The 25,286-nt window shown below is 67.1% G+C and carries 21 protein-coding genes and 1 pseudogene; 15 read left to right on the top strand and 7 right to left on the bottom strand.

All coding sequences use genetic code 11. From position 1 onward, the window contains the following. Window positions 1-77 precede the first annotated feature (77 nt). A complete protein-coding gene (locus ACBI99_RS19265; protein WP_375073149.1) occupies window positions 78-299 on the bottom strand; it encodes a hypothetical protein in 222 nt (73 codons plus the stop codon). On the opposite strand from ACBI99_RS19265, the pseudogene ACBI99_RS19260 reads away from it, so the two are divergent. The 3 genes and pseudogenes from ACBI99_RS19260 (at window position 198) to ACBI99_RS19250 (ending at window position 2,426) form a co-directional block, all read left to right on the top strand. Further along, window positions 198-1,327: pseudogene (locus ACBI99_RS19260) on the top strand (DUF4158 domain-containing protein). The gene ACBI99_RS19265 and the pseudogene ACBI99_RS19260 sit on opposite strands and share 102 nt — an antisense overlap. After that, on the top strand, window positions 1,273-2,037 hold the full coding sequence (locus ACBI99_RS19255) for a DinB family protein (RefSeq protein ID WP_375072947.1): 765 nt from the start codon (window positions 1,273-1,275) through the stop codon (window positions 2,035-2,037). Before ACBI99_RS19260 ends, ACBI99_RS19255 begins: the two are co-directional and overlap by 55 nt. A gap of 56 nt (window positions 2,038-2,093) precedes the next feature. Next, window positions 2,094-2,426: a hypothetical protein gene (locus ACBI99_RS19250; RefSeq protein WP_375072946.1), complete on the top strand. Its 333-nt coding sequence runs from the start codon at window positions 2,094-2,096 to the stop codon at window positions 2,424-2,426. A 265-nt stretch (window positions 2,427-2,691) separates the two neighbouring features. Here ACBI99_RS19250 and ACBI99_RS19245 read toward each other — a convergent pair whose 3' ends face one another. Next, on the bottom strand, window positions 2,692-3,336 hold the full coding sequence (locus tag ACBI99_RS19245) for a TetR/AcrR family transcriptional regulator (RefSeq protein ID WP_375072945.1): 645 nt from the start codon (window positions 3,334-3,336) through the stop codon (window positions 2,692-2,694). A 104-nt stretch (window positions 3,337-3,440) separates the two neighbouring features. Here ACBI99_RS19245 and ACBI99_RS19240 point away from each other — a divergent pair, with 104 nt between their 5' ends. From ACBI99_RS19240 to ACBI99_RS19225, 4 genes are read left to right on the top strand one after another with little or no spacing between them, the layout of a single operon-like run. After that, entirely contained in the window at window positions 3,441-4,052 is a 612-nt protein-coding gene (locus tag ACBI99_RS19240; protein WP_357594072.1) for an NAD(P)H-dependent oxidoreductase, read from the top strand. Window positions 4,053-4,054: 2 nt separating this feature from the next. Beyond that, window positions 4,055-5,077 carry an aldo/keto reductase gene (locus tag ACBI99_RS19235; protein WP_375073142.1) on the top strand — a complete coding sequence of 341 codons (1,023 nt, stop codon included), beginning with the start codon at window positions 4,055-4,057 and terminating at the stop codon, window positions 5,075-5,077. A 50-nt stretch (window positions 5,078-5,127) separates the two neighbouring features. Further along, window positions 5,128-6,594 (top strand): MFS transporter, encoded by a 1,467-nt coding sequence (locus ACBI99_RS19230; RefSeq protein WP_357594074.1) that lies wholly within the window; start codon window positions 5,128-5,130, stop codon window positions 6,592-6,594. Window positions 6,595-6,626: 32 nt separating this feature from the next. Beyond that, window positions 6,627-6,977: a DoxX family protein gene (locus ACBI99_RS19225; protein WP_375072944.1), complete on the top strand. Its 351-nt coding sequence runs from the start codon at window positions 6,627-6,629 to the stop codon at window positions 6,975-6,977. On the opposite strand, the gene ACBI99_RS19220 is transcribed toward ACBI99_RS19225, so the two are convergent. After that, the gene (locus ACBI99_RS19220; protein ID WP_375072943.1) at window positions 6,960-7,418 is read right to left on the bottom strand and encodes a recombinase family protein; all 459 of its coding nucleotides are present in this window, start codon (window positions 7,416-7,418) and stop codon (window positions 6,960-6,962) included. The two genes, ACBI99_RS19225 and ACBI99_RS19220, sit on opposite strands and share 18 nt — an antisense overlap. An 86-nt stretch (window positions 7,419-7,504) precedes the next feature. Continuing rightward, window positions 7,505-7,780 carry a hypothetical protein gene (locus ACBI99_RS19215; RefSeq protein ID WP_357594078.1) on the bottom strand — a complete coding sequence of 92 codons (276 nt, stop codon included), beginning with the start codon at window positions 7,778-7,780 and terminating at the stop codon, window positions 7,505-7,507. A gap of 35 nt (window positions 7,781-7,815) precedes the next feature. Between ACBI99_RS19215 and ACBI99_RS19210 the strand changes: the two genes are divergently transcribed. Together ACBI99_RS19210 and ACBI99_RS19205 are read left to right on the top strand one after the other, a co-directional pair. Then, window positions 7,816-8,883 carry a peptidase domain-containing ABC transporter gene (locus tag ACBI99_RS19210; RefSeq protein ID WP_375072942.1) on the top strand — a complete coding sequence of 356 codons (1,068 nt, stop codon included), beginning with the start codon at window positions 7,816-7,818 and terminating at the stop codon, window positions 8,881-8,883. 85 nt (window positions 8,884-8,968) lie between these two features. Continuing rightward, on the top strand, window positions 8,969-9,673 hold the full coding sequence (locus ACBI99_RS19205; RefSeq protein ID WP_375072941.1) for a hypothetical protein: 705 nt from the start codon (window positions 8,969-8,971) through the stop codon (window positions 9,671-9,673). A gap of 215 nt (window positions 9,674-9,888) precedes the next feature. Here the strand turns inward: ACBI99_RS19205 and ACBI99_RS19200 are convergent, their stop codons facing one another. Next, window positions 9,889-10,680, bottom strand: a complete 792-nt coding sequence (locus ACBI99_RS19200; RefSeq protein WP_357594127.1) for an ABC transporter permease — start codon at window positions 10,678-10,680, stop codon at window positions 9,889-9,891. Next, the gene (locus ACBI99_RS19195; protein ID WP_375072940.1) at window positions 10,677-11,489 is read right to left on the bottom strand and encodes an ABC transporter ATP-binding protein; all 813 of its coding nucleotides are present in this window, start codon (window positions 11,487-11,489) and stop codon (window positions 10,677-10,679) included. The genes ACBI99_RS19200 and ACBI99_RS19195 overlap by 4 nt, the downstream gene beginning before the upstream one ends. On the opposite strand from ACBI99_RS19195, the gene ACBI99_RS19190 reads away from it, so the two are divergent. After that, window positions 11,488-12,729, top strand: coding sequence for a sensor histidine kinase (locus tag ACBI99_RS19190; protein WP_375072939.1), 1,242 nt, complete (start codon window positions 11,488-11,490; stop codon window positions 12,727-12,729). The genes ACBI99_RS19195 and ACBI99_RS19190 overlap by 2 nt on opposite strands. Continuing rightward, window positions 12,726-13,382, top strand: a complete 657-nt coding sequence (locus ACBI99_RS19185) for a response regulator transcription factor (protein WP_357594133.1) — start codon at window positions 12,726-12,728, stop codon at window positions 13,380-13,382. Before ACBI99_RS19190 ends, ACBI99_RS19185 begins: the two co-directional genes overlap by 4 nt. Before the next feature lie 174 nt (window positions 13,383-13,556). Here ACBI99_RS19185 and ACBI99_RS19180 read toward each other — a convergent pair whose 3' ends face one another. Continuing rightward, window positions 13,557-14,036: an NAD(P)H-dependent oxidoreductase gene (locus ACBI99_RS19180; RefSeq protein ID WP_375072938.1), complete on the bottom strand. Its 480-nt coding sequence runs from the start codon at window positions 14,034-14,036 to the stop codon at window positions 13,557-13,559. A gap of 315 nt (window positions 14,037-14,351) precedes the next feature. On the opposite strand from ACBI99_RS19180, the gene ACBI99_RS19175 reads away from it, so the two are divergent. From ACBI99_RS19175 to ACBI99_RS19160, 4 genes are all read left to right on the top strand, one after another. Further along, entirely contained in the window at window positions 14,352-14,504 is a 153-nt protein-coding gene (locus ACBI99_RS19175) for a transposase (protein WP_375073141.1), read from the top strand. A gap of 1,551 nt (window positions 14,505-16,055) precedes the next feature. Continuing rightward, the gene (locus ACBI99_RS19170) at window positions 16,056-24,323 is read left to right on the top strand and encodes a DNRLRE domain-containing protein (RefSeq protein ID WP_375072937.1); all 8,268 of its coding nucleotides are present in this window, start codon (window positions 16,056-16,058) and stop codon (window positions 24,321-24,323) included. 100 nt (window positions 24,324-24,423) lie between these two features. After that, window positions 24,424-24,825 (top strand): hypothetical protein, encoded by a 402-nt coding sequence (locus ACBI99_RS19165; RefSeq protein ID WP_357593716.1) that lies wholly within the window; start codon window positions 24,424-24,426, stop codon window positions 24,823-24,825. Then, window positions 24,789-25,178 carry a hypothetical protein gene (locus ACBI99_RS19160; protein ID WP_375072936.1) on the top strand — a complete coding sequence of 130 codons (390 nt, stop codon included), beginning with the start codon at window positions 24,789-24,791 and terminating at the stop codon, window positions 25,176-25,178. Before ACBI99_RS19165 ends, ACBI99_RS19160 begins: the two co-directional genes overlap by 37 nt. Window positions 25,179-25,286 lie beyond the last annotated feature (108 nt).

The raw sequence follows: 25,286 nt of genomic DNA, 5'->3' as shown, positions 1-25,286 counted from the left end.
CGTATCCGGAGTTGAGGAACAGCGGTACGGCCATGAGCGGTGAGAATGATCTTGGCGTTTTCCGCTGGTCGTGAGCACTACAGTTCGATCGCGATGCGGACGAGCCAGCCGATCAGGTAGCTATCGTCCGCTTCATGCCGGTTGAGTTTCTGACGGATGAGCAGGCTGCGGCGTATGGGACGTTCGCCGAGGTGCCGATGCGGTCGGAGCTGGAGCGGTTCTTCTATCTGGACGATGTCGACCGGGACTTGATCGCGTTGCGCCGCACGCGCTCGCACCAGCTCGGGTTCGCTCTCCACCTGACGACGGTTCGCTACGTCGGGCTGTTCTTGAGGATCCGCTGGAGGTGCCGTGGCCGGTGGTGGAGTACCTGGCCGAGCAACTCGACATCGCCGATCCCTCGTGGGTGAAAGCGTGTACCCGCCGCACGCAGACGGCCTACGAGCATGCGTGGGAGATTCGCGACGCCTACGGCTACAAGGTGTACGAGGATCACGAGATGGGCCGGGAATTCCGGACCTTCCTCCACGGCCGGGCGTGGATCCACGCCGAGGGACCGGTCGCTCTGTTCGACCACGCGGTGGGCTGGCTGCGCCGGCATCGGGTGCTCTTACCCGGCGTCCATGTGCTGGCCCGGCAGGTCTCCGAGGTCCGCAAGGCAGCGGAGAGCCTGCTGCACGCGACGGTCGCCAAGGCCACCCGCCAGGTGGATCCGGCGTTGCCCGGCCAGCTACTCGCACTGCTGGAGATCCCGGTAGGCAAGCGATGGTCGGATCTGGAGCGGCTGCGGAAACCACCGACTCGCAACTCCGGCAGCAGCCTGGCCAAGGCGCTGCATCGGGTAGAGGAGATCTCCGCCTTCGACCTGGGACGGCTCAAGCTCGCGCATGTGCCGCCGAACAGGCTGTCGGCACTGGCTCGGCAGGCGATGAACAGCGAGACCTCCAACCTGGGACGGCCCAGCGAGCCCAAGCACACCGCGCTGGTGTGCAACCTGGAAGCGATGGCCATCGACGACGCGCTGGATCTGTTCGCGCTGCTGATGTCCACCAAGCTGATCAACCCGGCCCGGCGCGGGACCGACAAGGAGCGCCTGGCCATGCTGCCGAAATTGGAGGGAGCCTCCCGGATCCTGGCGAGGGCTTCCCGGGTGTTGATCGAGCGGCTGCAGGCGGTGGAGGAGACCCAGACGGACCTGGATGTCGCCGCGTTGTGGGCGGCGCGTTGTGCCATTCATTGGCACGGGCGGGACGGATACGGGAAACTTTCCCAATGCCTGCTGAGTACACCCAAAGTGACCAGTTCCGTGGTGCCCGCATCCACCTGAGCGACCTCTCCGGCCTCGAGATTCGCGATTGCGACGTCACCGGCCTGAAGATCGTGGACTGCTATGGGGGCAACGTCTCCCTCGGTGGCGGCTTCGAGCGTGTCGTTGTCAACGACGTCGACGTGACCGCCTACGTCGAGGCCGAGCTCGACCGGCTGCATCCCAACCGGGTGCTGGCCCGTGAGGCCACGTCCGCCGCCGAATACCGGGCTGCTTGGGATGCCATCGAGAAGCAATGGGAGGAGACGCTCGACCGCGCCAGGCGCCTACCCGAGGCGAAGCTGCACGAGCAGGTCGACGGCGAGTGGTCGTTCGTCGAGACGCAGCGGCATCTGCTGATGGCCGGCGATGCCTGGATCGGCAACGCCGTGCTCGAGGAGGAGGCGCCGTACCACCCGCTGGGCCTTCCTAGCGGCTGGATGCCGGCCGAAGCATCGGCGAAGCTCGGGCTCGCCCTCGATGCCACCCCGACGCTCGACGAGGTACTCGCGCCGCGGCTCGCCCGCATGACCACGATGCGCCGGGTCGTCGACGAGCTCACCGAGGCCGAGCTCGATCGGGTGTGTGGTCGCAAGCCGGCGGACCCATATCCGGACCGGGAGTACGTCGTGCGCCGCTGCCTCACGGTGGTGTGCAAGGAAGAGGCCGAGCATCACCGGTATGCGGTCCGCGACCTCACCGTGCTCGAGGCCGGTGCCCGAACCGAGTGAAGGCGCGTCCCGGCAATGGACGGCGATCTCGCGATCCTGCGCTTGACCAGCCCGTCTTGCTGTCGGAGCCCCTCATCGCACCCGCGCTGCCCAGCCAGGGCGCGGTGCCGACCGGCGAGGTAGCCACGACCGGCTACGGAAAGACCAGCAATACGGGCTTCCCCAACGAGCGACGCGAGGTCTTTCTCGATGTCACGCCGCGGTGGACCTGCGAAGGCGACCTACGGCACTCCGCGCTCACCCACGCCGCCGAGAACGGCGCCAACACCGGCACGCTCCTGGCCTACTCCGGCCATGCCTCTGTAGCCAGCCTGGCCCGCTACACCCGGGTCTCACCCGACGCCCTCACACGCTGGCAAGCCCGTCGCGATCCCAACCGCCGAGCCTAACCAGGCCGAACTTCTCTCCGCGGCCCGTTTCTGCCGTATTCCGGTGGCACCCGAGGTACGGCTCGATGTGGCCAAGCGGCTATCTCTCGGCGAGAACACCGGTCCAGGCAGTACAGGCGATCAGGCATAGATCACAGCTTGGCGGCGGAAATCCCGTCGACCTGGTCGGATCCGGGTGTGCGGCACCACGAACCGGAATAGCGCACTGCGGACTGTTTGCACCCCGGCCCCCGAATCGATCGCACAGGCCGGCTTCGTCGACCATCTACCCGTCTCGGCGGAGGTGACCGTGCAGGAAGGTGTGGATGCCTGCAGCGACTGTCTTGGTGAGCTCATCGGTGGGCAGAGCGGCGTGATGCGCGGGCAGTCCGGCTGAGATCAGCAGCAACAGGTGTAGGGCCGCACGGTCGGGGTCGTCGATCCGCAGCAGCCCCCGGTCGGCCATCTGTCGCAGGTGACCGCCCAGTTCACGGCGGACGCGGCGCGGCCCGGTCTGCTGCCAGGTGTCGATCGCTTCCTGAGGAACGTGGCCCGCTTCGGCGTTGATCTGTCCGACCAGAGAGAAGTGGGCGGCGCTGTCGGGCCTCGGGGTCACCCAGTCCAGCCCGAACTCGATGAGGTCGGCCTCCACATCGGTGACCTTGCGCAGGTGACGGTCGATGATGGCGATCTGCACGTCGGCCGCCCGGGTGGCGCTCTCCTGTATCACGGCCAGGAACAACGCGGCCTTGTCGGTGAAGTGGTTGTAGATGGTCCGGGTGGACACTCCGGCTTCAGCCGAGATCTCGTCGATGCTGGCGCGCGTGAAGCCGTCGCGGGCGAACACCGTCAGGGCGCCGTCCAGGATCGCCTGCCGCTTACCGGTCAGTCCGCCGCGAGGGCGCGCCTTTGTCGTGTTTTGCCTGTTCATCTCGGATCCTCCAGTATTTTACAGTCGTCGTTTTACTTTTTGCCATGCACGTTGTACTTTACCTCATGTCGGGCCACCACGGTCCGCAATGAGGAGTGACAAACATGATCAGGATCGCCATTGTCATCGGCAGCACCCGCCCCCGTCGCCGGACCGCGGTCGCGGCCCGCTGGGTCGCCGAGGTCGCCGACCGTCACCCCGCTGTCACCGCTGGGGAGGCAACGTTCGAGGTCGTCGACCTGGCCGAATACGGGCTGTCGGTACTTGACGAGCCCCTTCCCGCCCTGTTCGGCGACTACCACCACGCCCACACCAACCAATGGGCCCAGACGATCGCGTCGTTCGACGGGTTCGTCTTCATCACCCCCGAGTACAACCGCTCGGCCCCGGCCGCGCTGAAGAACGCCATCGACTTCCTGTTCGCCGAGTGGAACAACAAGGCCGCCGGTTTCGTCAGCCACGGCGTCCACGGCGGCGTGCGTGCCGTGGAGCACCTGCGGCAGGTCATGACCGAGCTCCAGGTGGCCAACGTGCGCACCCAGGTCGCGCTGTCGGCCTTCACCGACTTCGAGATCACCGACCCGGCCGAGCCCGGCACCATCGCCCCCGGCCGGCACCAGGAGCCGACCCTGAACGAGTTGCTCGACGAGGTCATCGCCTGGTCGCGGGCACTCAAGCCGCTGCGTGAAGCAGCCGGTCAGACAGCGGCAGCGTGAACATGCGCTACCGGCTGCTGGGCCGTACCGGACTGCGGGTCTCCGAAGTCTTCCTCGGCGCGATGACGTTCGGCGAGGAGCAGATCGGCGCCTCGCCGCAGGAAGCCCGCCGCATCTTCGACCTGTACGGCGAAGCGGGCGGCAACGTCATCGATACCGCGAACTTCTACTCCGGCGGCCGGAGCGAGACCATCCTCGGCGAACTATTGGTGGGTCGCCGCGACCGGTTCGTGGTGGCCAGCAAGTACTCGGTCTCGCGCGACGGCGGCGACCCCAACGCCGCCGGCAGCCACCGCAAGAACCTCGCCCTGTCGCTGGAAGCCAGCCTGCGCCGGCTGGGCACCGACTACCTCGACCTGTACTGGGTGAACCTGTGGGACAGGCACACTCCGATCGAAGAGACCGCGCGGGCGCTGGACGACGACGTACGCGCCGGAAAGATCCTCTACGTCGGCATGTCCGACGCCCCGGCCTGGGTCATCGCCCACGCCAACACACTGGCCGATTGGCGCGGCTGGACCCCGTTCGCAGCCCTCCAAGCTCCCTACAGCCTGCTCAATCGCGACATCGAACGAGAGCTGCTCCCCATGGCCCAGGCGTTCGGCCTGACGGTGGCCGCCTGGGGACCGCTCGCCCACGGTGTTCTGTCTGGCACGTTCACCTCGGCGACGGGACCGCGCCAGGTCACCCGGATCAACCCGCGCTCGCTCGGAGCCCGAGACCACACCGTCGCCCAAGCAGTGCAGGAGGTCGCCGACGAGATCGGCGCCTCCCCCGCACAAGTGGCCATCGCCTGGACCCGTGCACGCTCGCAAGCCGTACACCCGATCCTGGGCGCCAGAACCGCCGAGCAACTCAACGACACCCTCGGCGCCCTGGACCTCACCCTGCCCAACGACTCCGTAAGCCGCCTGGAGTCGGCCATTGACTTCACCCCCGGTTTCCCCGACGACTTTCTCGCCCAGGCCGGCCCGGCGGTATTCGGCGAGTCCTCCGCCCGACTCGACGGAAGACGGCTCCCATGAGCCTGGTGGCTCGCAGACGTCAGGGCCGTCCCGCTGTGACCTTGGCCGCAGTGCTGCTGGGTTTCCTCACCCTGCCGATGCTGATGTCCGGTACGACCGTCGCGCTACCGCGAATCGGCGCCGACCTGCACGTCTCCGGACCGGCCCTGCAGTGGGTGCTCGTCGGTTACTTCCTGGCCGCCTCGTCCTTGATGCTGGTGGCCGGCTCACTGGGTGACCTGTTCGGGCGTCGTCGCATCTTCGCGATCGGCGCCGCCCTCTACACCGCCGGCGCCGGGATCAGTGCCCTGGCCGGCGACATCATCCTGCTCAACGCTGCCAGAACCTTGTCCGGGGTCGGCGCGGCCGGGGTGATGGCCGGTGGCGGCGCGATCCTCGGCGCCACCTTCACCGGGACCGCCCGCACCCGGGCGTTCGCGGCCATGGGCACCACCGCCGGCATCGGCTTGGCCGCGGGCCCCACCCTGTCCGGTGTCCTGGTGGATTCGCTCGGCTGGCGGACCACGTTCGCCGTCTTCGCCGCCGCCGGCATCCTGCTGTGGGCAGGAACGTGGTTCATGTCCGAATCACGGGCGGCTGATCGGCGCGGGATTGACCTGCCCGGCATCCTCACCCTCATCGGCGCGCTCGCGCTGATCATGTTCGGGATCAACCAGGCGGCCGAGGCGGGCTGGGGCGAGGTGCGGGTGCTTGGGCCCATCGCGGCCGGGGCGCTCCTGCTGGTGGCCTTCACTCTGATCGAACACCGTAGCCCCCACCCGGTGCTCGATCTGAGCGTGCTGCGCGACCGAAGGTTCATGGCCTGGTCGCTGGCCAGCCTGTTCGTCTCGGCCGGGCCCGCAGGAGTGGAAATCTACCTGCCCGTCTACCTGCAGGGCGCAACCGGAGCCTCGGCCCGGTCCGCAGGCCTGACCATGCTGATGCTGACCGCCCCGGTCCTGCTCCTGCCGCAGGTCGCCGGCAAGCTGATCAACCGCGGCGTCTCACCACGGATCATCATCACCCTCAGCCTGCTGCTGATCGCGGCCGGCAACGCGTGGCTCATCGTGCTCCACCCTGCCATCGCCGCCCTCGGACTTCTCGGCCCGCTCGCCACCATCGGCATCGGCCTGGGACTGGGGGCCGGCCTCGCCGACGCCCAAGCGCTCAACCAGGTCCAACCCGACCAGATTGGCATGGCCACCGGCCTGCTCAACACCATCCGCGCCGGCGGCTCCACGCTGATCATGACGGGCTTCGGCACCGGCCTGATCACCCTGCTCCAGTCCTGGCTCGGGGCCACACAGCCCGCCGCCCAGATCGCCGCGGGAGACCTCACCGGCCCAGACCGAGCTCTCCATGCAGCCCTGTTCACCGACGCCTGGCAGCTGGCCCTGTCTTTTGTCGCCGTCATCTGCGCCGCCATCGCACTTGCCATCTGGATCTTGCTAAACCCGGCCCGGCGACGACCCATGGCTGATCACCACTCCAGCCCTGACCTCGAAACCCGATCCTCATCCCTGTCACGGCAGAGCTGATCCGACAACCGCATCTCACAATCTGTGGAGAAATGATGTTCATCGCCTATACCGTCTTCGCGATCTTGCTGTCACTACTCCTGGTGATCTCCGGCCGATCCAAGCTCATCAAGGATCCGGAGGTGACGGCCACCATGACCCGCCTCGGGGTAGGGCTGCGGTGGTTCCCCGCGCTGGCCGCCCTGGAGATCGCGGGCGCGCTCGGGCTCCTGGTCGGCATCTACTTCCGCCCACTCGGCATCGCCGCCGCGATGGGTGTCGTGCTCTACTTCGTCGGCGCCCTGGGCGCACACCTGCGGGCTGGTGACATCAAGGGAGCGCCCATCCCCGCGGTGCTGGTGCTGCTCTCCGCAGCTCCACTGGTGCTAGGCATCGCCTCGTGAAGCTCGACCGCCCTCGCTGAGGCAGGCGTGCTGCCGCCAGAAGGGCCGAACTACTGGCCCAGGCAATCCATGTGCCAGCGGCAACAGCCCAGGCGACATCCTCTTCGGAGGCGTTGTTCGCCAGCACGCTGTTGGTGCGAAGGCAAGCTGACTCTCGGCTCTCACCGTGCTCCTCCTACGCGAGTCCGGCTTGTCCGGGTCCAGGTGACGGTAGATCGTGGCTCGGCTGACGCCGAGCCGCCCAGCAATCTGGGCGACGGTGTAGCGGCGCCTGCCGTCGGCACCCTTGGTGTCGTACAGGGTTCGGGCCATCCCGATCCCGCGAGCGTCCAGGGCCGGTGGGCGGCCGCCGACGCGACCGGGGGCGCGGGCCGAGGCCAGGCCTTCCAGGGTGCCCTCGACGATGAGCTCACGGAGGAACTCATCGAAGGCGCCGAACATGTGGAACTGCAGTCGCCCGGAAGAGAGGGGAGCACCGGCACGAGGTCTGTCCCGTGCCGGTCAGCGACTGGGCGCGTTCACCCGCGTCAGGGCGCGTTCCACACGCCCGTGGGGGCGATCTCGGCCACCCAATCCGCGAAGTCGCGGGGCTTGCGGCCGAGGGCACGTTCGACACCGTCGGCCAGCGAGCTGTTGCGGCCGTCGAAGAACTCGGAGATGAGCGTGGCCAGCGGCTCGGCGAACTCGCGTGGGGCACCGTCGCCGACGATCGCGTCGGCGAACTGGTCTCGGGTGATCGGCTCGTAGCGGAGCTCCCGGCGATCGCCCGGGCGATCTCGCCGACGGCGTCGGCGAAGGTCCACAGCCGGGGGCCCGTCAGCTCGTAGCGCTCACCCACGTGGCCGTTCTCCGTGAGGGCCGCCACCGCGACATCGGCGATGTCGTCGGCGTCGATGAATGGGTCGGCGTTGTCGCCTGCGGGCAGTGCCAGCACGCCCTGACGCAGCGGTTCGAGGAACACGCCCTCGTCGAAGTTCTGATTGAAGGAGGCCGGGGCAAGGATGGTCCACTCGACCGGGAGGCTCGTCACGGCGTCCTCGCACCGGATGGCCTCATCCTGGTTGCGGGCGGACAGCAGAACCAGGCGCTCGACACCGGCATCGACCGCCAGCCGGGCCACGGCGGCAATGGCGTCGCCGGCGCCCGGGAGGGCATCGAGGTGCGGCGCCTGCGCGGCCGCATCGAGCTGGACGGCGTCGGCTTCCGCCACGACCCCCGCGGTCCCTGGACGCTACGTGGCGTGACGGTGTCGATCAGTCCCGGCCAGAAGGTCGCGCTGGTCGGCGCGTCAGGTTCGGGCAAGAGCACGCTGGCCCGGGTACTGCTGGCGCTGCACACCCCGGTGGAGGGCGAGATCCGCTACGACGGCGTACCCGCGAGCGAGCTCAACCTGCACACCCTGCGCCGCCGGTTCGGCGTCGTCACCCAGGACCCGTCCCTGTTCAACGGCACCATCCGCGAGAACATCGCGCTCAACGACCCCGACGCCCCACTGGAGCGCATCGTCGCGGCGGCAAAGCTGGCCGCGCTGCACGACGACGTCATGTCCATGCCCATGAAGTACGACACCGTGCTGACCGAGGGCGGCAGCCTGTCCGGCGGCCAGCGGCAACGACTGGCGCTGGCCCGCGCCGTACTGTCCCGGCCCCGGGTGCTTCTCCTCGACGAGGCCACCAGCAACCTCGACAGCGCCACCGAGGCCGCCATCGAAGCCCGCCTGGCTCGGCTGCCGCAAACCAGGATCGTCATCGCTCACCGCCTCAGCACGGTCAGGGACGCCGACCTCATCCTGGTCCTCGACGCCGGGCGCGTCGTGCAGCGCGGCACCCACGAACAGTTGATGGCCGTGCCCGGCGTTTACGCCGAACTGCTCGCCGCGCAGAGCGGCGTCCCGCCGCGCCGTTGAGCCCGGCCCGGTGCCCGGGACATTCCGCCCGGACCTCGAGACCAGTGCCCCGCGCGGTCCGGGACCGGTTGACGGTTGGCTGCGCATGATGAAGGATCCTGACGCGTTCCGGCGGGTGGCCGCCGCAATCGCCCTGTTCGCCTGGCCGGTGCTGGAGTTCCTGGCCTTCCTCACCTCTCCGCCGGGGGCCGAGCACGATCCGGCCGTCTTCCGTACGAACGCGACGGCGGTCCAGGTCAGCGCCCTGCTCTACATCTGGGCGGCGCTCAGCCTCATCCCGGTCGTCCTGGCCCTGGGACACCTCCTGCGCCGGCGCGCCCCCATGACAAGCGGGATCGCCACCGCGACCGGGCTGATCGGCGCCGGACTCGGGCTGACCTTGTTCACCACCGACTTCTACGACCTGGCCCTGGCCCAGACCCTGCCCGACGCCCAGGCCGAAGCGGTCACCCAGCAGGCCAACAACCTGCCGGGCTTCGTGTACGGAATGCTCCTGCCCGGATTCGCGCTGCACCTCGCCCTGACCGCGCTGCTGGTGACCCTGGCCAAGGTCAAGTCCGTGCCCTGGTGGGTCCCGGCCGCCGCACTGGCCGGCACCCTCGTGCCGTTCCTGACCATGGACCAGACGCCCGTCGCCCAGTCCACCGGCGCCCTGCTGCACCTGGCCGCCTACGGCTGGATCGGACGCCGCGTACTGCGCATGACGGACACCGAATGGCGGAGCGGCGTCCCAGGGGCGCGGCACGTCACCCTCGGGACAGAAGCCGGTGCAGGGTTTCGAGGTCGTTGAGCGGCGGCCGAGGCGGCCTTTGAACAGACACTCGGTGCGCGGGGCAGGACAGCCGCCCCGCAGATAGGACTGACGTCGCCGGACGCGGGAGCACGGTGGCCGGGAGCGCACGCTTCGCCGTCGAACTCACGGCGCAGCGGCTTGCGCTGTCGGGTCACGCCGGGCAATCAGTGGGCGGATCTGCAACTCCCGGACCAAGCAACGGTACGCCGTGATCATTCCCAGCGGAAGAGTGCGGAAGCCACAGCGACGCCGAACACAGTGGTGACCCCGATGCTGGCCCAGTTCTCCCAGGCCACGCTCTCGCCCATCCATGTGGACTGGAAGGCTTCGACGGCAGCACCGAAGGGGAGCCAGGAGCCGACTTCGGCCAGCCGCTCGGGCAGGTTCTCCATGGGGCCGAACATGCCGCCGAGTGCAGCCATACCGAAGAAGCCGACCAGGCCAATGGCGACTGCCGCGTTGGGTGTTGGAGCCACTGATGCCACGATCATGCCCACGGAGTACATCGCCAGACACAGAGCTAGCAGGACCAACACAGCCACCAGCACGTCACTGGGCAGGGCGGCGTCGAAGAACTGAATCGCGATTCCGAGGGCGATGGCGATGCCGAAGAGCATCTGGAGGAAACTGACCACCGTCTGGGCCACCAGCACCATCGCAGGAGATGCCGGGGTGACCGCCAGTCGGCGGAGTACTTTGCTCTTGCGATAGGTGGCTAGGTAGCCGGGGAAGTTCATCACCGCGATCATGGTCACTACCAGGGCCAGGACCACTGGCACCGTGTGGAAGTCCAGAACGGTGACACCGGGCCGGATCTCTTCGTCGGGGTTTTCCAGCGAGAGGCCGTTCATCACCAGGAGCAGCACGGGAACAGCTAGTGGGATGATGACGTTCGCGGGGTCCCGGGTGATCATCCTTGCCTCGGCCTGGATCATCCGCAGCCCCGCTCGGAGCCCTGGCCGACGAGCGTGGACAGCAGGTGTCGTCGTGGTGGTAGCGGTCATCGGTAATCTTCCTCCTCGTCCAGAAGCGCTTTGCCGGTCAGCTGCACGAAGGCATCTTCCAAGGTGGCGGCCGTGGCCTGTGCTTTGAGTTCCGCCGGGCTGCCCCGAGCGATGATGCGTCCGGCGTCGATGATCAACACCTGGTCACAGAGCCGTTCCACCTCGTCCATGGCGTGGCTGATCAGGATCACCGTCTGATCCTTCAACGACTCGATCGTCGACCACACCCGGCGTCGCGCCTTGGGGTCCAGCCCGGTGGTGAGCTCATCGAGGATGACTACCTGAGGCTGACCGATCAGCGCCAGGGCGATGGAGAGCCTCTGTTTCTGTCCCCCGGAGAGCCTGCTGAATCTGGTCTTGGCCTTGTCCTGTAGCTCAACCATGGCGAGGGCCTGGTCGGCATCCAGGGGATGGGGGTAAAAGCTACGGTAGAGGTCTACCAGCTCACGAGCGGTCAGGGCATCATGCAGGTTGGCCTCCTGCAGCTGCACGCCGAGCACCTGACGTACTTCGGCCTCGTTGCTGAAGGGATCCAGGCCTAGAATCCGCACACTGCCCTTCGTGGGCCGGCGCAGCCCGGCGATCATCTCCACGGTCGTGGTCTTGCCGGCCCCGTTGGTGCCCAGCAAACCGAAGGTTTCCCCTACAGGCACCTGCAGGCTGATGTCGTCGACTGCCGTCTTGTTCTTGTACCGCTTGACCAGATGCTGGGCATCGATGGCCAAAGGCCTGGTTGCGCTGCTCATGCTGATCAGTCTTCTGCGCCTGAGCTGCCGCAGGCAGGTGCCGACGGTCATGACTTCGGCCATGACTTTCGGCACCTTGGCCGTCCACCGGGCACAGGTAGGCTCGGTCGCCATGACCCACACCCCGGCCACTGTGGCCGTCGGCCACAAGGGCGGACGCCGCGCCGACGACTTTGCTCGACATGCGATTGTGGGACTCAGCCTGGTCATTGGCGTGCTCACCCTGGCCATGGACGAACTCGCGATGCCGGCCTGGACATGGTCCGCCACCCTGGCGGTGTGGTTCGCCGCCACGAACCTGTCGGTCAGCCGATTGCCCGGCCGCACCGGCCAGCTGCTGTTGTACGGGTGTGCTGTGCTCACCTCCTGGGTGCTGCTGATGACCGTGTCGTCCAGCGGCAGCATGGCCGTGACGCTGCTGATCGTGATTGCCGCCATGGGCACCTACCTGATGCCCATGGGGTGGGTGCTCTGTGTGGTGGTGCTGAACTGCGCGGTGACCTCTGCGTATGCTTGGTCTGCCGGCGCGGATCTCGTCAAAACGATCGCGTCCGGGGTCTTCTATCTCATCGTTCATCTGGCCGTAGTCTCCACCGCCTATGCGATGTCGCGAGAAGCCCTGCTCCGGGCCGAAATGGAGCAGAAGACCCTGGAACTGGAAGCAGCAGGAGTGCTGCTGGAAGACTCCGCAGCCTCCTCCGAACGGCTGCGCATCTCCCGAGAGCTCCACGATTCGCTCGGCCACCAGCTCACTGTGCTCAACCTGGAGCTGGCCGCTGCCCAGCACCGCCTGGAGAAGGAGGCCGCCCAGCACGGCGAAGGCCCCGCCGTGCTGGAACACCTCCGGCGCGCCGGAGGTATGGCCAAGGACGTGCTCGCCGATGTGCGCAGCACAGTCGGGGAGCTGCGGGTGCCCAGCCAGGCTGACGTGCAGCAGGACTTGGAACGGCTGGCCCGCGCCGTGCCCAGCCTGGAGATACACGTAGAGGTTGACGCCGAGGTGGAAGCCGACGAAGAGAGATCAACAGTTCTGGTGCGAGTAGCCCAAGAGATCATCACCAATACCCTCAAGCATGCCGGGGCCGCTGAACTGGCACTCACGGTGAAATTGGAGGATGGCACGCTGACCCTGACCGGCATCAATGACGGCACCACGCCAGGTAGCATCACCATGGGAAACGGCCTCACCGGACTGAAAGAGCGCCTGAAGCCGTTCGGCGGACACCTGACCATCCGCACCACACCACAGTTCACCGTCGAGGCTCGGCTGCCGGCGACACATGATCGGCGACTGCAGAAGTGACAGACACCGCTCCGCGCGTACTGGTGGTTGATGACCAGACCCTGGTCCGCCACGGTATCCGCACCCTGCTTGAGCTGGCTGGCATCGAAGTGATCGGTGAGGCATCCGACGGTGCCGAGGCACTTCAGGCATGCTCTGCCCACAGCCCGGATGTCGTCCTGCTCGACCTCCAGATGCCGGTGCATGACGGGCTCTGGTTTCTCAAGAAGCAGTACGAGCAGGGGATCGAGATTCCTGTTCTGGTGCTGACCACCTTCGACGACGACGCCCTGGTTCTCGACGCCATGCGCGCCGGGGCCAAGGGTTATCTCCTCAAGGACGTCACAGTCGAACAGCTTTCCCGGGCCGTTGAGTCGCTCGCCTCCGGCGGTACTTTGATCGGCCCCTCCATTACCGATCGGCTAGTGCGGTTCATCCGGTCCGGAGCACAGCCCAGCGGTGCCGCCGGGGTCGTCGTCGACGACCTCACAGACCGTGAGCTCGAGGTATTGCGACTGGTGGCCGAAGGCTACTCCAACAGTCAGATCGCCGAACTGGTGCGCTTGGCCGAGGGCACGGTGAAGAACTACATTTCCTCCATCCTGATGAAGCTCGGAGCCCGTGATCGCACCAACGCCGTACTGCGAGCCATTCGCGACGGGATACTTGGTTAGGAGTGCGGGTAGTGGCGCTACGTCCGTCTTGGCATCGCTCAATAGGTTGACGGTATGGGGGCCGTTCGGTGCCTTTCCAGCCCTGAGCAGCCGCCGATACTGCTGTGTTACCAGGGCCGGATTCGGCGGTAGCGGCTTGAGGGTCATGTGGTCACGGGCGGCCCGGCCGCGGCGTCAGCCCGCCCAGGGCCTCCGGTACCGGCGTAGGTGCGGACCTCGACGGGCCGCTCCGCCGATCGGCACGTCGACCAGGTCGATCACGTCGGCGTCGAGGTCCGGGCGGGCTTCGGCCTGACCGGCGAACCAGCCGGCCACGGTTGGGCCGAAACGGCCGTCGCGGACGCTGCCGACGATGACGGCCAGCCTCAGCGGGTCAGCGGTCATGGTGTTCTCCCCCCGTACTTGCGGCCTGTCGCAGGGCCGCCAGCAAGGTGGTCTCGGTCTGGGATCCGGTGAGCGGGGCAGGTTCTCGATGAGGAAGACCGGCACGCCGGTGATGCCGAGGCGGCGCACGCGGTCGAGCCGGGCGCGCACTTCCAGGGAAGGCACGTGGCCGGTGGTGATGCCGACCTCGGCGGCCAGCCGGGCGCGCGTGGCGGGGTCGCCGATGTGCAGCCCGTCGGCGAAGTGGGCGCGAAACAGGCGTTCGGCCATGAGCTTGGCCTTGCCCTATCGCGGGCGTCGGCGATGAGGCCGTGGGCGTCGAAGGTGTCGGTGGCGATCGCCTTGCCGTACTCCAGCCGCAGGCCCTCGCGGGCTGCGCGTTCGGCAAAGGCGAGCGCTCCGGCGGCCGCTTGCGGGCCGAAGGTCTGTTCCAGGACCGTCAGCAGCGGGCGCGCGTCGGCTGGGGCGAGCTCGAAGGGCAGGAGCTCCACCGCCACCGGCAGGCCCGCCGCCCTGAGCCGGTCCGCGGCGCGGGTGAAGCGGGTGTAGCCGAGGTAGGAGTGTACGGCTGCCTTAGCGGTTACGCTGCGGTTCGATCTCACCGATGCGCAGTGGGCGCGGCTGGAGCCGTCGCTGCCCGCGCCCAAGAGGCCAGGTCGGCCATCGCAGTGGAGCAAGCGCCAGCTGATCAACGGGAGCCGCTGGCGGGTCCGGTCGGCGCGCCGTGGCGGGACGTAACGGAGTGGTACGGCTCCTGGCTGGCCGTGTACAGCCTGTTTCGCCGCTGGCGGCGGGCCGGCATTTGGCCAGCGAGCCACGTTCCGCAGGCCGGCGACGTGTGGCCACTTCTTCAGGAACTCCAGGACTCGCGCGTTGTACTCGGCAGGCTTCTCGGCCGGGACAAGGTGCCCGGCCCCCTGGATGAAGGCCGTCTGGGAGCCTTCGGACAGCAGCCTGCCGATGGCGTCGAGGTCGGCCTGGTCGAGGACGACGCTGTTGTCCTCGGTCCCGTGCAGGTAGACCGTGGGCTGCGTCGGCAGCGGCGCGGCGCTATTTCACGCTGTGGCTGCGCCAGCTTAGCCGTGCCGGCCAGGGTTGGGATTCCCGCGCTGCCTGCTTTGGTGGACATCGGCACCGACAGCCGACCCGTCCGTCGGCCTCTTGATTTCTCCCACGGACTGACCAGGCGGCTCTTTCGCCTGGCCGGGAGGCGTCTTCGCCGAGGGTTCTCGGGTCTGGCCAGGGGGTGTGTGCTTGGCGTGAGGCTTCAGGGACTTACGGGCACTGGCAGTAGGAGAGGGACGGTGAGTGCGTGACAACTCATTGAGCGGCCCAGCCGCTTGCCGATGACTGGCCTTCGTCGGATGAGTTCGCGTAGGGGACGGGGTGTATTTGGGTGGTGGGGTGTGCGTGCGTCGCTGCGTCTTGACCGGAGCCGGTTCAGTGGTCTGCTCGACGGTCGGTCGGGCGCTTGGGGGCGGCGCGAAGGCGATGGGGGCCGCCCGGGTGGTCGGCGTTGCCATGGTGCGGTTGCGGGCCAGGGCGGCGTGGGCCGGGGTGGTGGCGTTGTCGCCGGGGAGGTGGAGCGGGTCCAGGGTGGTGCTGCTGCCGGGGATGGTCAGCAGGATGGCGGCGAGAGCCAGGTGGACGAGGCCGGCCAGGACGACGGCGGTTTTGAGGGATCGCGCCGTGCGACTGGATCGCTGGTCCGGCGGCGGGACGTGGACGGTCACGAGGGTGTGTGCTGGATCGGCGCCACGTTCCACCTCCGGATCTTCAGACGGGCCGCATTGATCTAGACATGGGATGCGGGAGATCGTCAAGAGTGTTGACGCGGCTTGTCGGATGGCAGATGACTTTGCGCAGGTCAGGCATGCTTACGGCCGCGCCTTCCGATTTGTCGGTTTGCTGTGAGTTTGCTGGGAGTCCTTTCCCGGCGCGATGGCGGTCGGTCAAGCGCGACCTGGCTCGTTCACGGACTGTTACGCGCGCAGCCAGGGCGCCAGAGCGGACTCGATCGAACCGATCATCGCAGATGGAAGCGCTCCCGAACGGCTTATCGGTCGAGTGTTCGCATAGGGCGCTGGGTCACATTCGGTGATCATTGACCGGTTGTGCCGGTTTATGGCGTGATTCGGGTGCTTTTGCTCTGCGGATCTTTAGGTCCTCTTTATGCGCGGCCTCCTCGCGGTGGTCGTGCGGGAGTGGAGTGCGCTCATGTCGCAGTCGTCCGATCAAAGTCCCGATCCTTTATGGCCGCGCCGGCGGCGTCGTGGCCGGTTACGGAGCGTGGTCGCCACAGTGGTCGCGTTCGTCCTGCTGGCTTCGCTGACGCCGCCGCCTCCCGCCGCGGCGCAGACGTACGCGGCGTCGTCGGCTGAGCCTGGGGCGATCAGCCGGTTCGCCTCCTGGCTGGGTGGCACGGTGGCGGGCTGGTTCGCCGAGGAGCCGAAGGGTGGGATGCGCCCCACCGGCAACGTCGTCCTGCCGGGCCGCGAAGGCACGGCCGCCCCGCGGCAGGCGGCGCCGAAGCCGCCGGGCAAGCGGGTCAAGGAGCTGACCGGGAAGCGGTCGCGTTTCGCCAAGGTCTACGAGCTGGAGGACGGGCGGCTGCAGGCCGAGGTGTCGGCCGCTCCGGCGCACTACCTCGACGGCGACGGCGGCTGGCATCCGGTCGACACTTGGGTGGAGCAGGTGTCGCAGGACGGGTTCACGCACGGCAACGACAAGACGGGGTTCTCCTCCCGGTTCGGCGCCGGCTCGGATCGGCTGGTGCGGCTGACGCTGGGCGAGCGCCGGCTCACGCTCGGCGTGACGGGCCCGGCGCGCGAGGTGGCGCCGGAGGTGGACGGCTCCACGGTCACTTACCGGGGTGCGCTGGGTGAGGGCGCGGACCTGGTCTACGAGGTCACCGAGACCGGGGTGAAGGAGAACATCGTCCTGGCGCGGGCCCCGGCGGGCAGCCCGTCGTATGGCTTCACCCTCACCGTGTCCGACGGGTTGCGGGCCGAGGCTCAGGCTGACGGGTCGATCGACTTCCTGCCGCCCTCGGGCAAGACACCGGTGTTCACGATTCCGAAGCCGTTCATGATCGATGCGGCGGACGATCCGGCGTCACCGTACGGCAAGCGCTTCTCGTCCGCCGTCACGCAGAGCGTGACCCAGCAGGGCGACCAGGTGAGCATCACCGTCACACCGGACGCGGCCTGGCTGGCCGCGCCCGAGCGGGCCTGGCCGGTGACCATCGATCCGACCGTGGTCGTGGCTCCGGACGCGCAGACCTCCAGCGACGCGATGATCGTCTCCACCTCGGCGGGCGTGAACTTCGACTACGACCTGCGGCTCGGCGCCGGCCGGTCAGGCACCGCCGTGCACCGCGGGCTGATCCAGTTCCCGCAGGTGGCGACCGCGATCCCGCCGGGAGCGGTGCTGGACAAGGCCGAGCTGGGGCTCTACTACGACCAGGCGCTGGCCGGCAACAACACTCCGGTGGCGCTGGAGGCCCGGGCGGTCACCCAGGCATGGGACGCCTCCACCGTTACCTGGAGCTCAATCAACACCGCCATGGGCGCGGTGGCGGCCACCGCCACCTACCAGCCGGCACAGGCCAACATCTGGCACACCTACACCATCACCGACCTGGCACGTGGCTGGATCAGCGGCACCGTGCCGAACCACGGCGTCATGGTCAAGGCCGTCAACGAGACGGTCGCGGCCGGTGGCCCCGTCTATGCGGCCGGTGACTGGGGGTCGGGCTTCCCGGAGAACCCGATGCCCAAGCTGACGCTCACGTACGGGATGCCGTCGGTGGAGCTCGGGCGGCCGCTGGTGGTGCACGCCACCGGCGCGGAGCTGGTGTGGAAGCCGTACGACGGGCCGGGCGAGGTGGCCGAGTACCAGGTGCACCGCAGCACGGACGCGGCCTTCACCCCCTCGCCGGCCACGCTGGTGGCGCCGCTGCCGGGTGATGCGACCAGTTACACCGACACCTCCGCCACCCCGCGGACCCGGCCGACCTACCGGGTGGTCGCCGTCCGCACCGACGGGCAGACGTCGGCGTCCGGCCCGATCACCGTGGGCCTGCCGAACGCGGGCATCTCCTCGGCGACGATCCCGGCGACCATCGACACCACCCTGAGCAGCTGCCAGCCGAGCACAGGGCACGACCAGCTGGGCGAGCGGGCGAACCTGTCTGCGGGCTTCGGCGGCACCGCCTTGGGCAATACCCGGTCGCTGCTGAAGTTCGACACCTCCGTCATCCCGGCAGGGGTCAGGGATCTGTCGGCGGACGTGCGGGTGTTCCAGGTGGCGCACCGCGGCGGCGAGCCGACCATCCGCTTCCACCGGCTCACCCGCGGCTTCGACGAAACGGCCGCGTCGTGGACGAACGCCGCGCCCGGCGTCCCGTGGACCGCGCCCGGCGGCGACTACGAGACCGCGCCGGTCGGCGAAGGGTTCATCCCGGCCCCGTGGGACTACGAGTACTCCAGCTGGTGGACGCTGGACGGGTTCAGCGACCTGGTCAAGCAGTGGATCAGCGACCCGGCCGGCAACCACGGCCTGCTGATGCGGGCCGAGCGCGAGGGCAGCAAGGCCTGTGCGACCAGCGGCGACGGCGCCTCGTTCACCTCCTCGGAAGCGGCCGAGCCGGAGGTACGGCCGTGGCTGACGGTGGTCTACTCCGACCCGACGCTCACCTACCACGCCCCGGCCACCCCGGCCCGGATGGCCGGCGGTGAGCAGCAGAACGTCGAGGTGACCATCACCAACACCACGACCGAGACCTGGCCGGCGGCCACCACCCGGCTCGGCTACTTCTGGAAACTGCCGGACGGCACCGACGTCACCGGCGACACCCAGCAGTTCGCCGCGCTGCCGATCGACCTGGAGCCGCGCGACACGATCACCGTGACGGCGCCGCTCAAGGCGCCGGTGCTCACCTCGGGCAACCTCGCCGACGCCGCCACGGTCGTGTGGGATCTTCAGGACACCGTCACCAACAACTGGAAGTCGGCCAGCCACCATCTGCCGCAGTTGCCGCAGCAGATCCGCCTCGACTCCCCCACCAGCGACCTGCTGGGGCTGGAGAAGTTCTACTCCTACACCGGCAAGAACACCGGCGCCGGGACGACCGCGCTGGTCAACCCGTACGCGGGCAATGTGGTGTGGGGTTACAACGCCTTCTCCAACCCGTCGCGGGGCGCGCAGACGTTCGTCCGGATGACGTACAACTCGCTGGACACCTCCGCCTCCTCCATGGGCTACGGCTGGAGTCTGCAGACCTCCACCCTGCAACGCCTCGGCTCGCAACTGCACCTGCACCCGCCCGGCCAGCCCTGGCCGTCGCAGGTGCGGCTGACCGACGGCGACGGCACCACGCACGTGTGGCTGCGCGACCCGCCTACCTGCACCGCCAACTGCGCATACAAGAACCCGCGCGGCGTGCACCTGTATCTGCAGAAGACCGGCTCGCCGGACCCGTTGCGGCAGTGGGTGTTCACCAAGCCGGACCGCACCCAGTTCTTCTTCGACGACGAGGGCTTCCAGTCGGCGATCGTCGACAAGAACGGCAACACCATGTCGTTCACCTACGAGCGGCGTAAGTCCAACAACAAGCCGACCAAGTTCCTGCAGTACATCACCGACGCGGCCGGCCGACGGACACTGTCGCTGACGTACTACAAGAAGGGCCAGGACTACACCTACATCGGCGATGACGGCGCTGAGGTCGAAGCCACCAAGCTGACCAACCCGCACATCATCGACACCGTCGAGTCGATCACGGACATCGCCGGCCGCAAGGTCACCTTCGCCTACACCGACAAGGGCCTGATGGCCAAGATGGTCGACGGCGCAGGCGACGCCAAGGCCAAGACGTTCCGGTTCGCCTACGACGCCACCCAGGGCAACAAGAACGTCAAGCTCGTCACCGTCACGGACCCGCGCGGCAACGCCACCGACCTGCAGTACTACGAGGCGCCGGTCGACCCCAAGGACAAGTGGAAGATCGAGACCCTCACCGACCGGCTGGACGGGGTCACCCGCTTCGACTACGTCGACCCGGACGGCCCGCAGGGCGGCGTCATCCACGCCACCGTCACCGACCCGCTGCAGCATCCCACCAGGTACGTGCTCGACGCCTACGGCCGGCCACAGTCGATCACCAACGCGAAGAACGAGACCACCACGCTGGAGTGGGACCCCGACCACAACGTCACCAAGCTGACCGAGGCCAACGGCGCGTACGCGACCTGGACGTTCGACCAGAAGACCGGCTACCCGCTGGAACTGCGCGACGCCGAGGCCAACCACAACGACACCCCGCCCACCACGCTCACGTACGCGACCGGTCTGAACGGCTACGTCGCCGACCTGACCGCGAAGACATCGCCCGAGGGCCGCAGATGGCAGTTCGGCTACGACGCCAACGGCAACCTGAAGACGGTCACCGACCCGCTCGGCGTCAAGTCGGCCACCGAGGGCGACTACACCACCACTTATGAGTACGACCCGCTAGGCCAGCTGATCAAGGCCGTCGACGCCAACGAGAACCCGACGACGTTCGGCGACTACCACGCCTCCGGCTACCCCGAGACGATCACCGACGCCTATCTCAAGACCACCAAGACCGTCTACGACGTGCGCGGCAACGTGCTCTCGGTCACCGACGCCCTCGGCAAGACCACCACGCAGACCTACGACGTCTTCAAACGGCCTCTCGAGTCGAAGGTGCCCAAGGACCAGGACGCCTCGCCTCCGGTGTTCATCGTCACCCCGGCCCCGGTCTACGACCCGAATGACAACATCACTGAGTCGACCGCCCCGAACGGCGCCGTCTCCACGGCCGTCTACGACGCCGCCGACCAGCTCATCGAGTCGATCCTGCCCAAGGACGCCACCGACGGCCCCGACCGCAAGGCCACCTTCACCTGGGACCTGGCCGGCAACCTCAAGACGCAGACCGAGCCCAAGGGCAACCTGACCGGCGCGGACGTGGCCGAGTTCACCACGACCTACGTCTACGACCCGATCTACCAGCTGACCGACGTCATCAACGCCGACCAGCACAAGATCACCTACACGTACGACAACGTCGGCAACACCGTCAAGGTCGTCGACCCGCGCAAGAACACCACGCCCGAAGACGACCACACGGCGATCTACACCCCCGACCGCAACCACCGCGTCACCCAGGTCACCGACGCGGCCGGCCACACCACCAGCGTCGAGTTCGACCTCGACAGCCTCGTCGTCGGCCAGACCGACCAGGAGAACAACAAGACGATCACCGTCCACGACGAGCGCGGCGCCGTCATCGAGACCCGCGTCCCGCACGCCGAGACCGGCGGCGTCATCAAGTACGTCACCACCAGGTTCGAATACGACGAGGCCGGCAACCAGACCAAGACCATCACCCCGCGCGGCGTGGAGACCGCCGACGACCCCGCCGACTTCGTCAACGAGACCACCTACGACAAGCTCAACCGGCCCGTCGAGCAGATCTACCCGTACGACCCCGACGACCCGGTCTACAACACCCCCGACAAGGTGCTCTACACCTACGACGCAGTGTCGCGGCTGACGGAGATCTCCCACCCGCCCTCGCACGGGCAGACCGTCCGCAACGTCTCCACCATGTCCTACTGGGACAACGGCTGGTCCAAGACCACCACCGACCCGTGGGACATCAAGACCACCTACGACTACAACGAGCTCGGCCTGCAGACCAACCGCACCGTCACCAGCGCGGGCGGCTCGTCGCAGCGGGCGCTGGACTGGACCTACTACCCCGACGGCAAACTCAAGACCCACTCCGACGACGGCGTCCCCCTCGGCCTCGACGTGGTGATGGGCGACAACTCCGACACCGGCCAGGTCACCACGGTCGGCTCCTGGACCACCACCGGCGGCAACTCGTCCTCCAACATCGTCGGCCCGCAAACCACGGCCACCACCGGCTTCGTCGGCTACGACTACGCCGTTGCCCCGGCGGGCACCGGTGAGTCGGCCTTCACCTGGAACCTGACCACCCCCACCGAGGGCAGCTACCAGGTCCAGGCCGCCTACCCGGCCGGCGCGACCGCCACCAACGCCACCTACACCATCAAACACGCAGGCGGCCAGGCACAGGTCACCGTCGACCAGACGCAGAACCCGGGCACCTGGGTCGACCTCGGCACCTACACCTTCACCGCAGGTCTGGCCCACAGCGTCACCCTCACCGATGACGCCAACGGCACCGTCGTGGCCGACGCCGTCAAACTGGTGCGCGACAACAGCGGCGAGTCCGACACCGAAGCCAAGGACTTCGCCTACAGCTACGACGCCAACGCCAACCTCACCCGGATCACTGACAACTCCCCCACCGCCAAGATCGACCTGTGGGACATCGCCTACACCAACCTCAACCAGATCGACCGCATCGTCGAAAAGCTCGACGGCACGGTCAAGAACACCACCACCTACGCCTACAACGAGAACAGCGCCGTCACCCAGCGCACCCACGACAAGACGCTGGCCACCTACCGCTACGACGTCCGTGACCTGGTCGACGAGGTCGTCAACAAGAAGAGCGCCACCGACGCCAACCCCAAGACCACCCGCTACACCTACACCCCCCGCGCCGAACGCCTGACCGAGACCAAGGCCAACGGCAACACCGTCACCTACGACTACTTCCTGTCCGGCGTCCTGCGGCACTCGATCGAGAAGAAGCCCAACGCCACCGTCGTCGCCGAACACACCCTCGGCTACCAGGGCAACCTGCACCGCAACCGCGACCACGCCAAAATCCAGAACGCCGACTCCCCCGGCGCCTACCTGGAACACGTCTACGCCTACACCTACGACCCCCGCGACCGCATCGCCAAGACCGTCAAAACCCCCGTCGCCGGCGGCACCGCGGAAACCGAGACCTACTCCCACGACGCCAACAGCAACGTCTGGGAAGAAGAAGTCCTCGGCAAGAAGACCACCTTCACCTACGACCGCAACCGCCTCATGACGTCGGTGTCCGGCGGGCAGACCTCGACCTACACCTACGACCCCTACGGCCGGCTGCGCACCATCCAGGGCGGCGGCAAGGTCTGGGAGAAATACACCTACGACGGCTTCGACCACGTCGTCAAACACGAAAAGCTCGGCGGCGACGGCGTCACCTCGACGGTGACCAAGTACACCTACGACCCGCTGGATCGCACCACGTCGAAGACGGAGAAGGAAGGCACCGCCTCCGCCAAGACCATCACCTACTCCTACCTCGGCATGTCCGCCGAGGTCCTGGACGAAGAGGTGGCCGGCAAGCTCACCAAGTCCTTCCAATACTCGCCCTGGGGCGAACGCCTCTCGCAGGTGAAGGTCGCCGAGGAAGGCCGCGAGGAGTCCTCCTACTACGGCTACAACCCGCACACCGACGTCGAGCAGATCACCAGCGAGACCGGCGACACCCGCGCCACCTACGGCTACACCGCCTACGGCAAGAACGACGACAAACTCTTCACCGGCGTCGACAAACCCGACCCCGTCGACCCCACCGCCAAGGAGGAGTACAACCCCTACCGCTTCAACGCCAAGCGCTGGGACAACTCCACCGGCATGTACGACATGGGGTTCCGCGACTACAACCCCGGCCTCAACCGCTTCCTCCTCCGCGACACCTACAACGGCGCCCTCAACGACCTCTCCCTCGGCACCGACCCCTGGACTTCCAACCGCTACGCCTTCACCGGCGGCAACCCCATCAACATCATCGAACTCGACGGCCACAGCGGATGCACGCCCGGTGAATTCTGCAACACCGGTCGCCGCTCCGCGAGCGGCGACATCAAACCGGATGTACGGCCTGAGTATCCTGCATACCGCCCGGCAGGCGACCCGACGACTCCCACCCCGACTGCCCAACCCTCCCCTACACCGTCATCCACTGGACCAAAGGCCACTGACGCCGAAAATCCCCACCCCACGCCTAGCCCGGCGCCCGGGCAGGACATCAATGCGTACTTCCGATTCTGCGAACAAATCGGTCATGAGAACTGCGCATGGGGTAAGGCCGAGCCGTACGCCCTCTACGAGCTCTTCATCGCCGACTTCGTAGAATGCGCGAAAGGTGACGGCGCTTCCTGCATATGGGCTGCAATCAGCGTCGTCCCAGTAGGCAAAGTAGGATCATCGGTACGGGCCGGATTCAAGGCCGCGAAGGCAGGTACGGCTGGACGCCACATCGTCGGCAAGGGCGACGATCCTCTCGTTCCAGACTTGGTGGCAGAGATCGAAAAGCGCCACCCTGGCCATGTGGTTGCGCAAGGCATAGATGTAGTCGGCGCCGACGGCAGCGTGCTCACGGACTTCGACATCGTCACCAAAAACGCGGTCATCCAGGTCAAGACGGGAAGCGGAAAAGGCGCCTTGAAACAGGCTCTGGCCACGCAGAAACTCACCGACTACCCCATCATCATCTATCTGCCGCAGGCTGGTAAGCATGTGGTGCGAGGACTTGAGAGGAACGGATTCTTGGTGACAAGGGACATGGATACTTTAATGTCCGTCATCAAACCCTAGCCGCTTCTACTCCCAGCTAGAAGGATGTCCTTTGCGTGCCAGTTCATGATAATCTAGGCACGCAAAGGATATTCTTAGAATTCCGTCGTCAGGAGCCGTCGTGCGTCCCACCATAGTGCTGCTCGGCACCACCGCTGTCATGGATGCCATCGCGGCTCGACTCAAGTCGTACGGCACGTATGAAGAAAAAGATATATTCGATCGTCTGTCCGCCGGGGACTGCCTGTTCAACATAGACTTGTCTGGCGACGTCCTTGACGACTATGACGACGGCGAGCTCCAGGATCTGGCCATATCCAGCGAAGACCTGGGCGCCATTCTCATCGAGTATCAATCGGTGTCCTGCATAAGGAAATTGGTGCTGACCGTCATTTCCGAACAGGACGGCTTTCTCGACACTAATCATGGAAGAATCATCGCGTTCGACGAGGTGCGCAACCGCTTCGACAGAGAGCCGGATTGGGATTGGAGGCGCAGCACCAGGTCATCGAAGCGGTCCTAGGAAATCACATACGGCGACGCCTTGATGTGCCTGCAAGCCTCAGCCTCCGCCGTCTGATCAAGCCCGGACTCACCGCATACCAAGGGAGCATCAGGAACAGCGCCGTCCCCCGAGCCACGCACAACCTGCGCCGGATCAAATACGAGGTGGCCCGCCGCTGGAGTGAAGTCCCGCTGATCGACATCCTCAAGGAGGCGATCCTTCGCACCGACTGCCTGGCCAAGGTGACCGCGGCGACCGGCACCGGCCACATGAGCCCCGAGGTGCCGGCTGAGCGGCTCATGCTGGTCATCTACGCCTACGCCATCAACTGCGGCATCCGGCAGATGATCTATGGGCTTGATCCGGTTTGACGGACATCCGAGATCAGGGGTTCGTCCCCGGAAGGATGTCCATGATGGAGAGCATGGGGAAGAAGAAGCCGCGTCCTCGCCGCTCGTTCACGCCGGAGTTCAAGGCCG

It is taken from the genome of Nonomuraea sp. ATR24, from assembly GCF_041950485.1.
Classification (GTDB): Bacteria; Actinomycetota; Actinomycetes; order Streptosporangiales; family Streptosporangiaceae; genus Nonomuraea; species Nonomuraea ceibae.
This window is presented reverse-complemented; position numbering and strand designations above follow the sequence as displayed.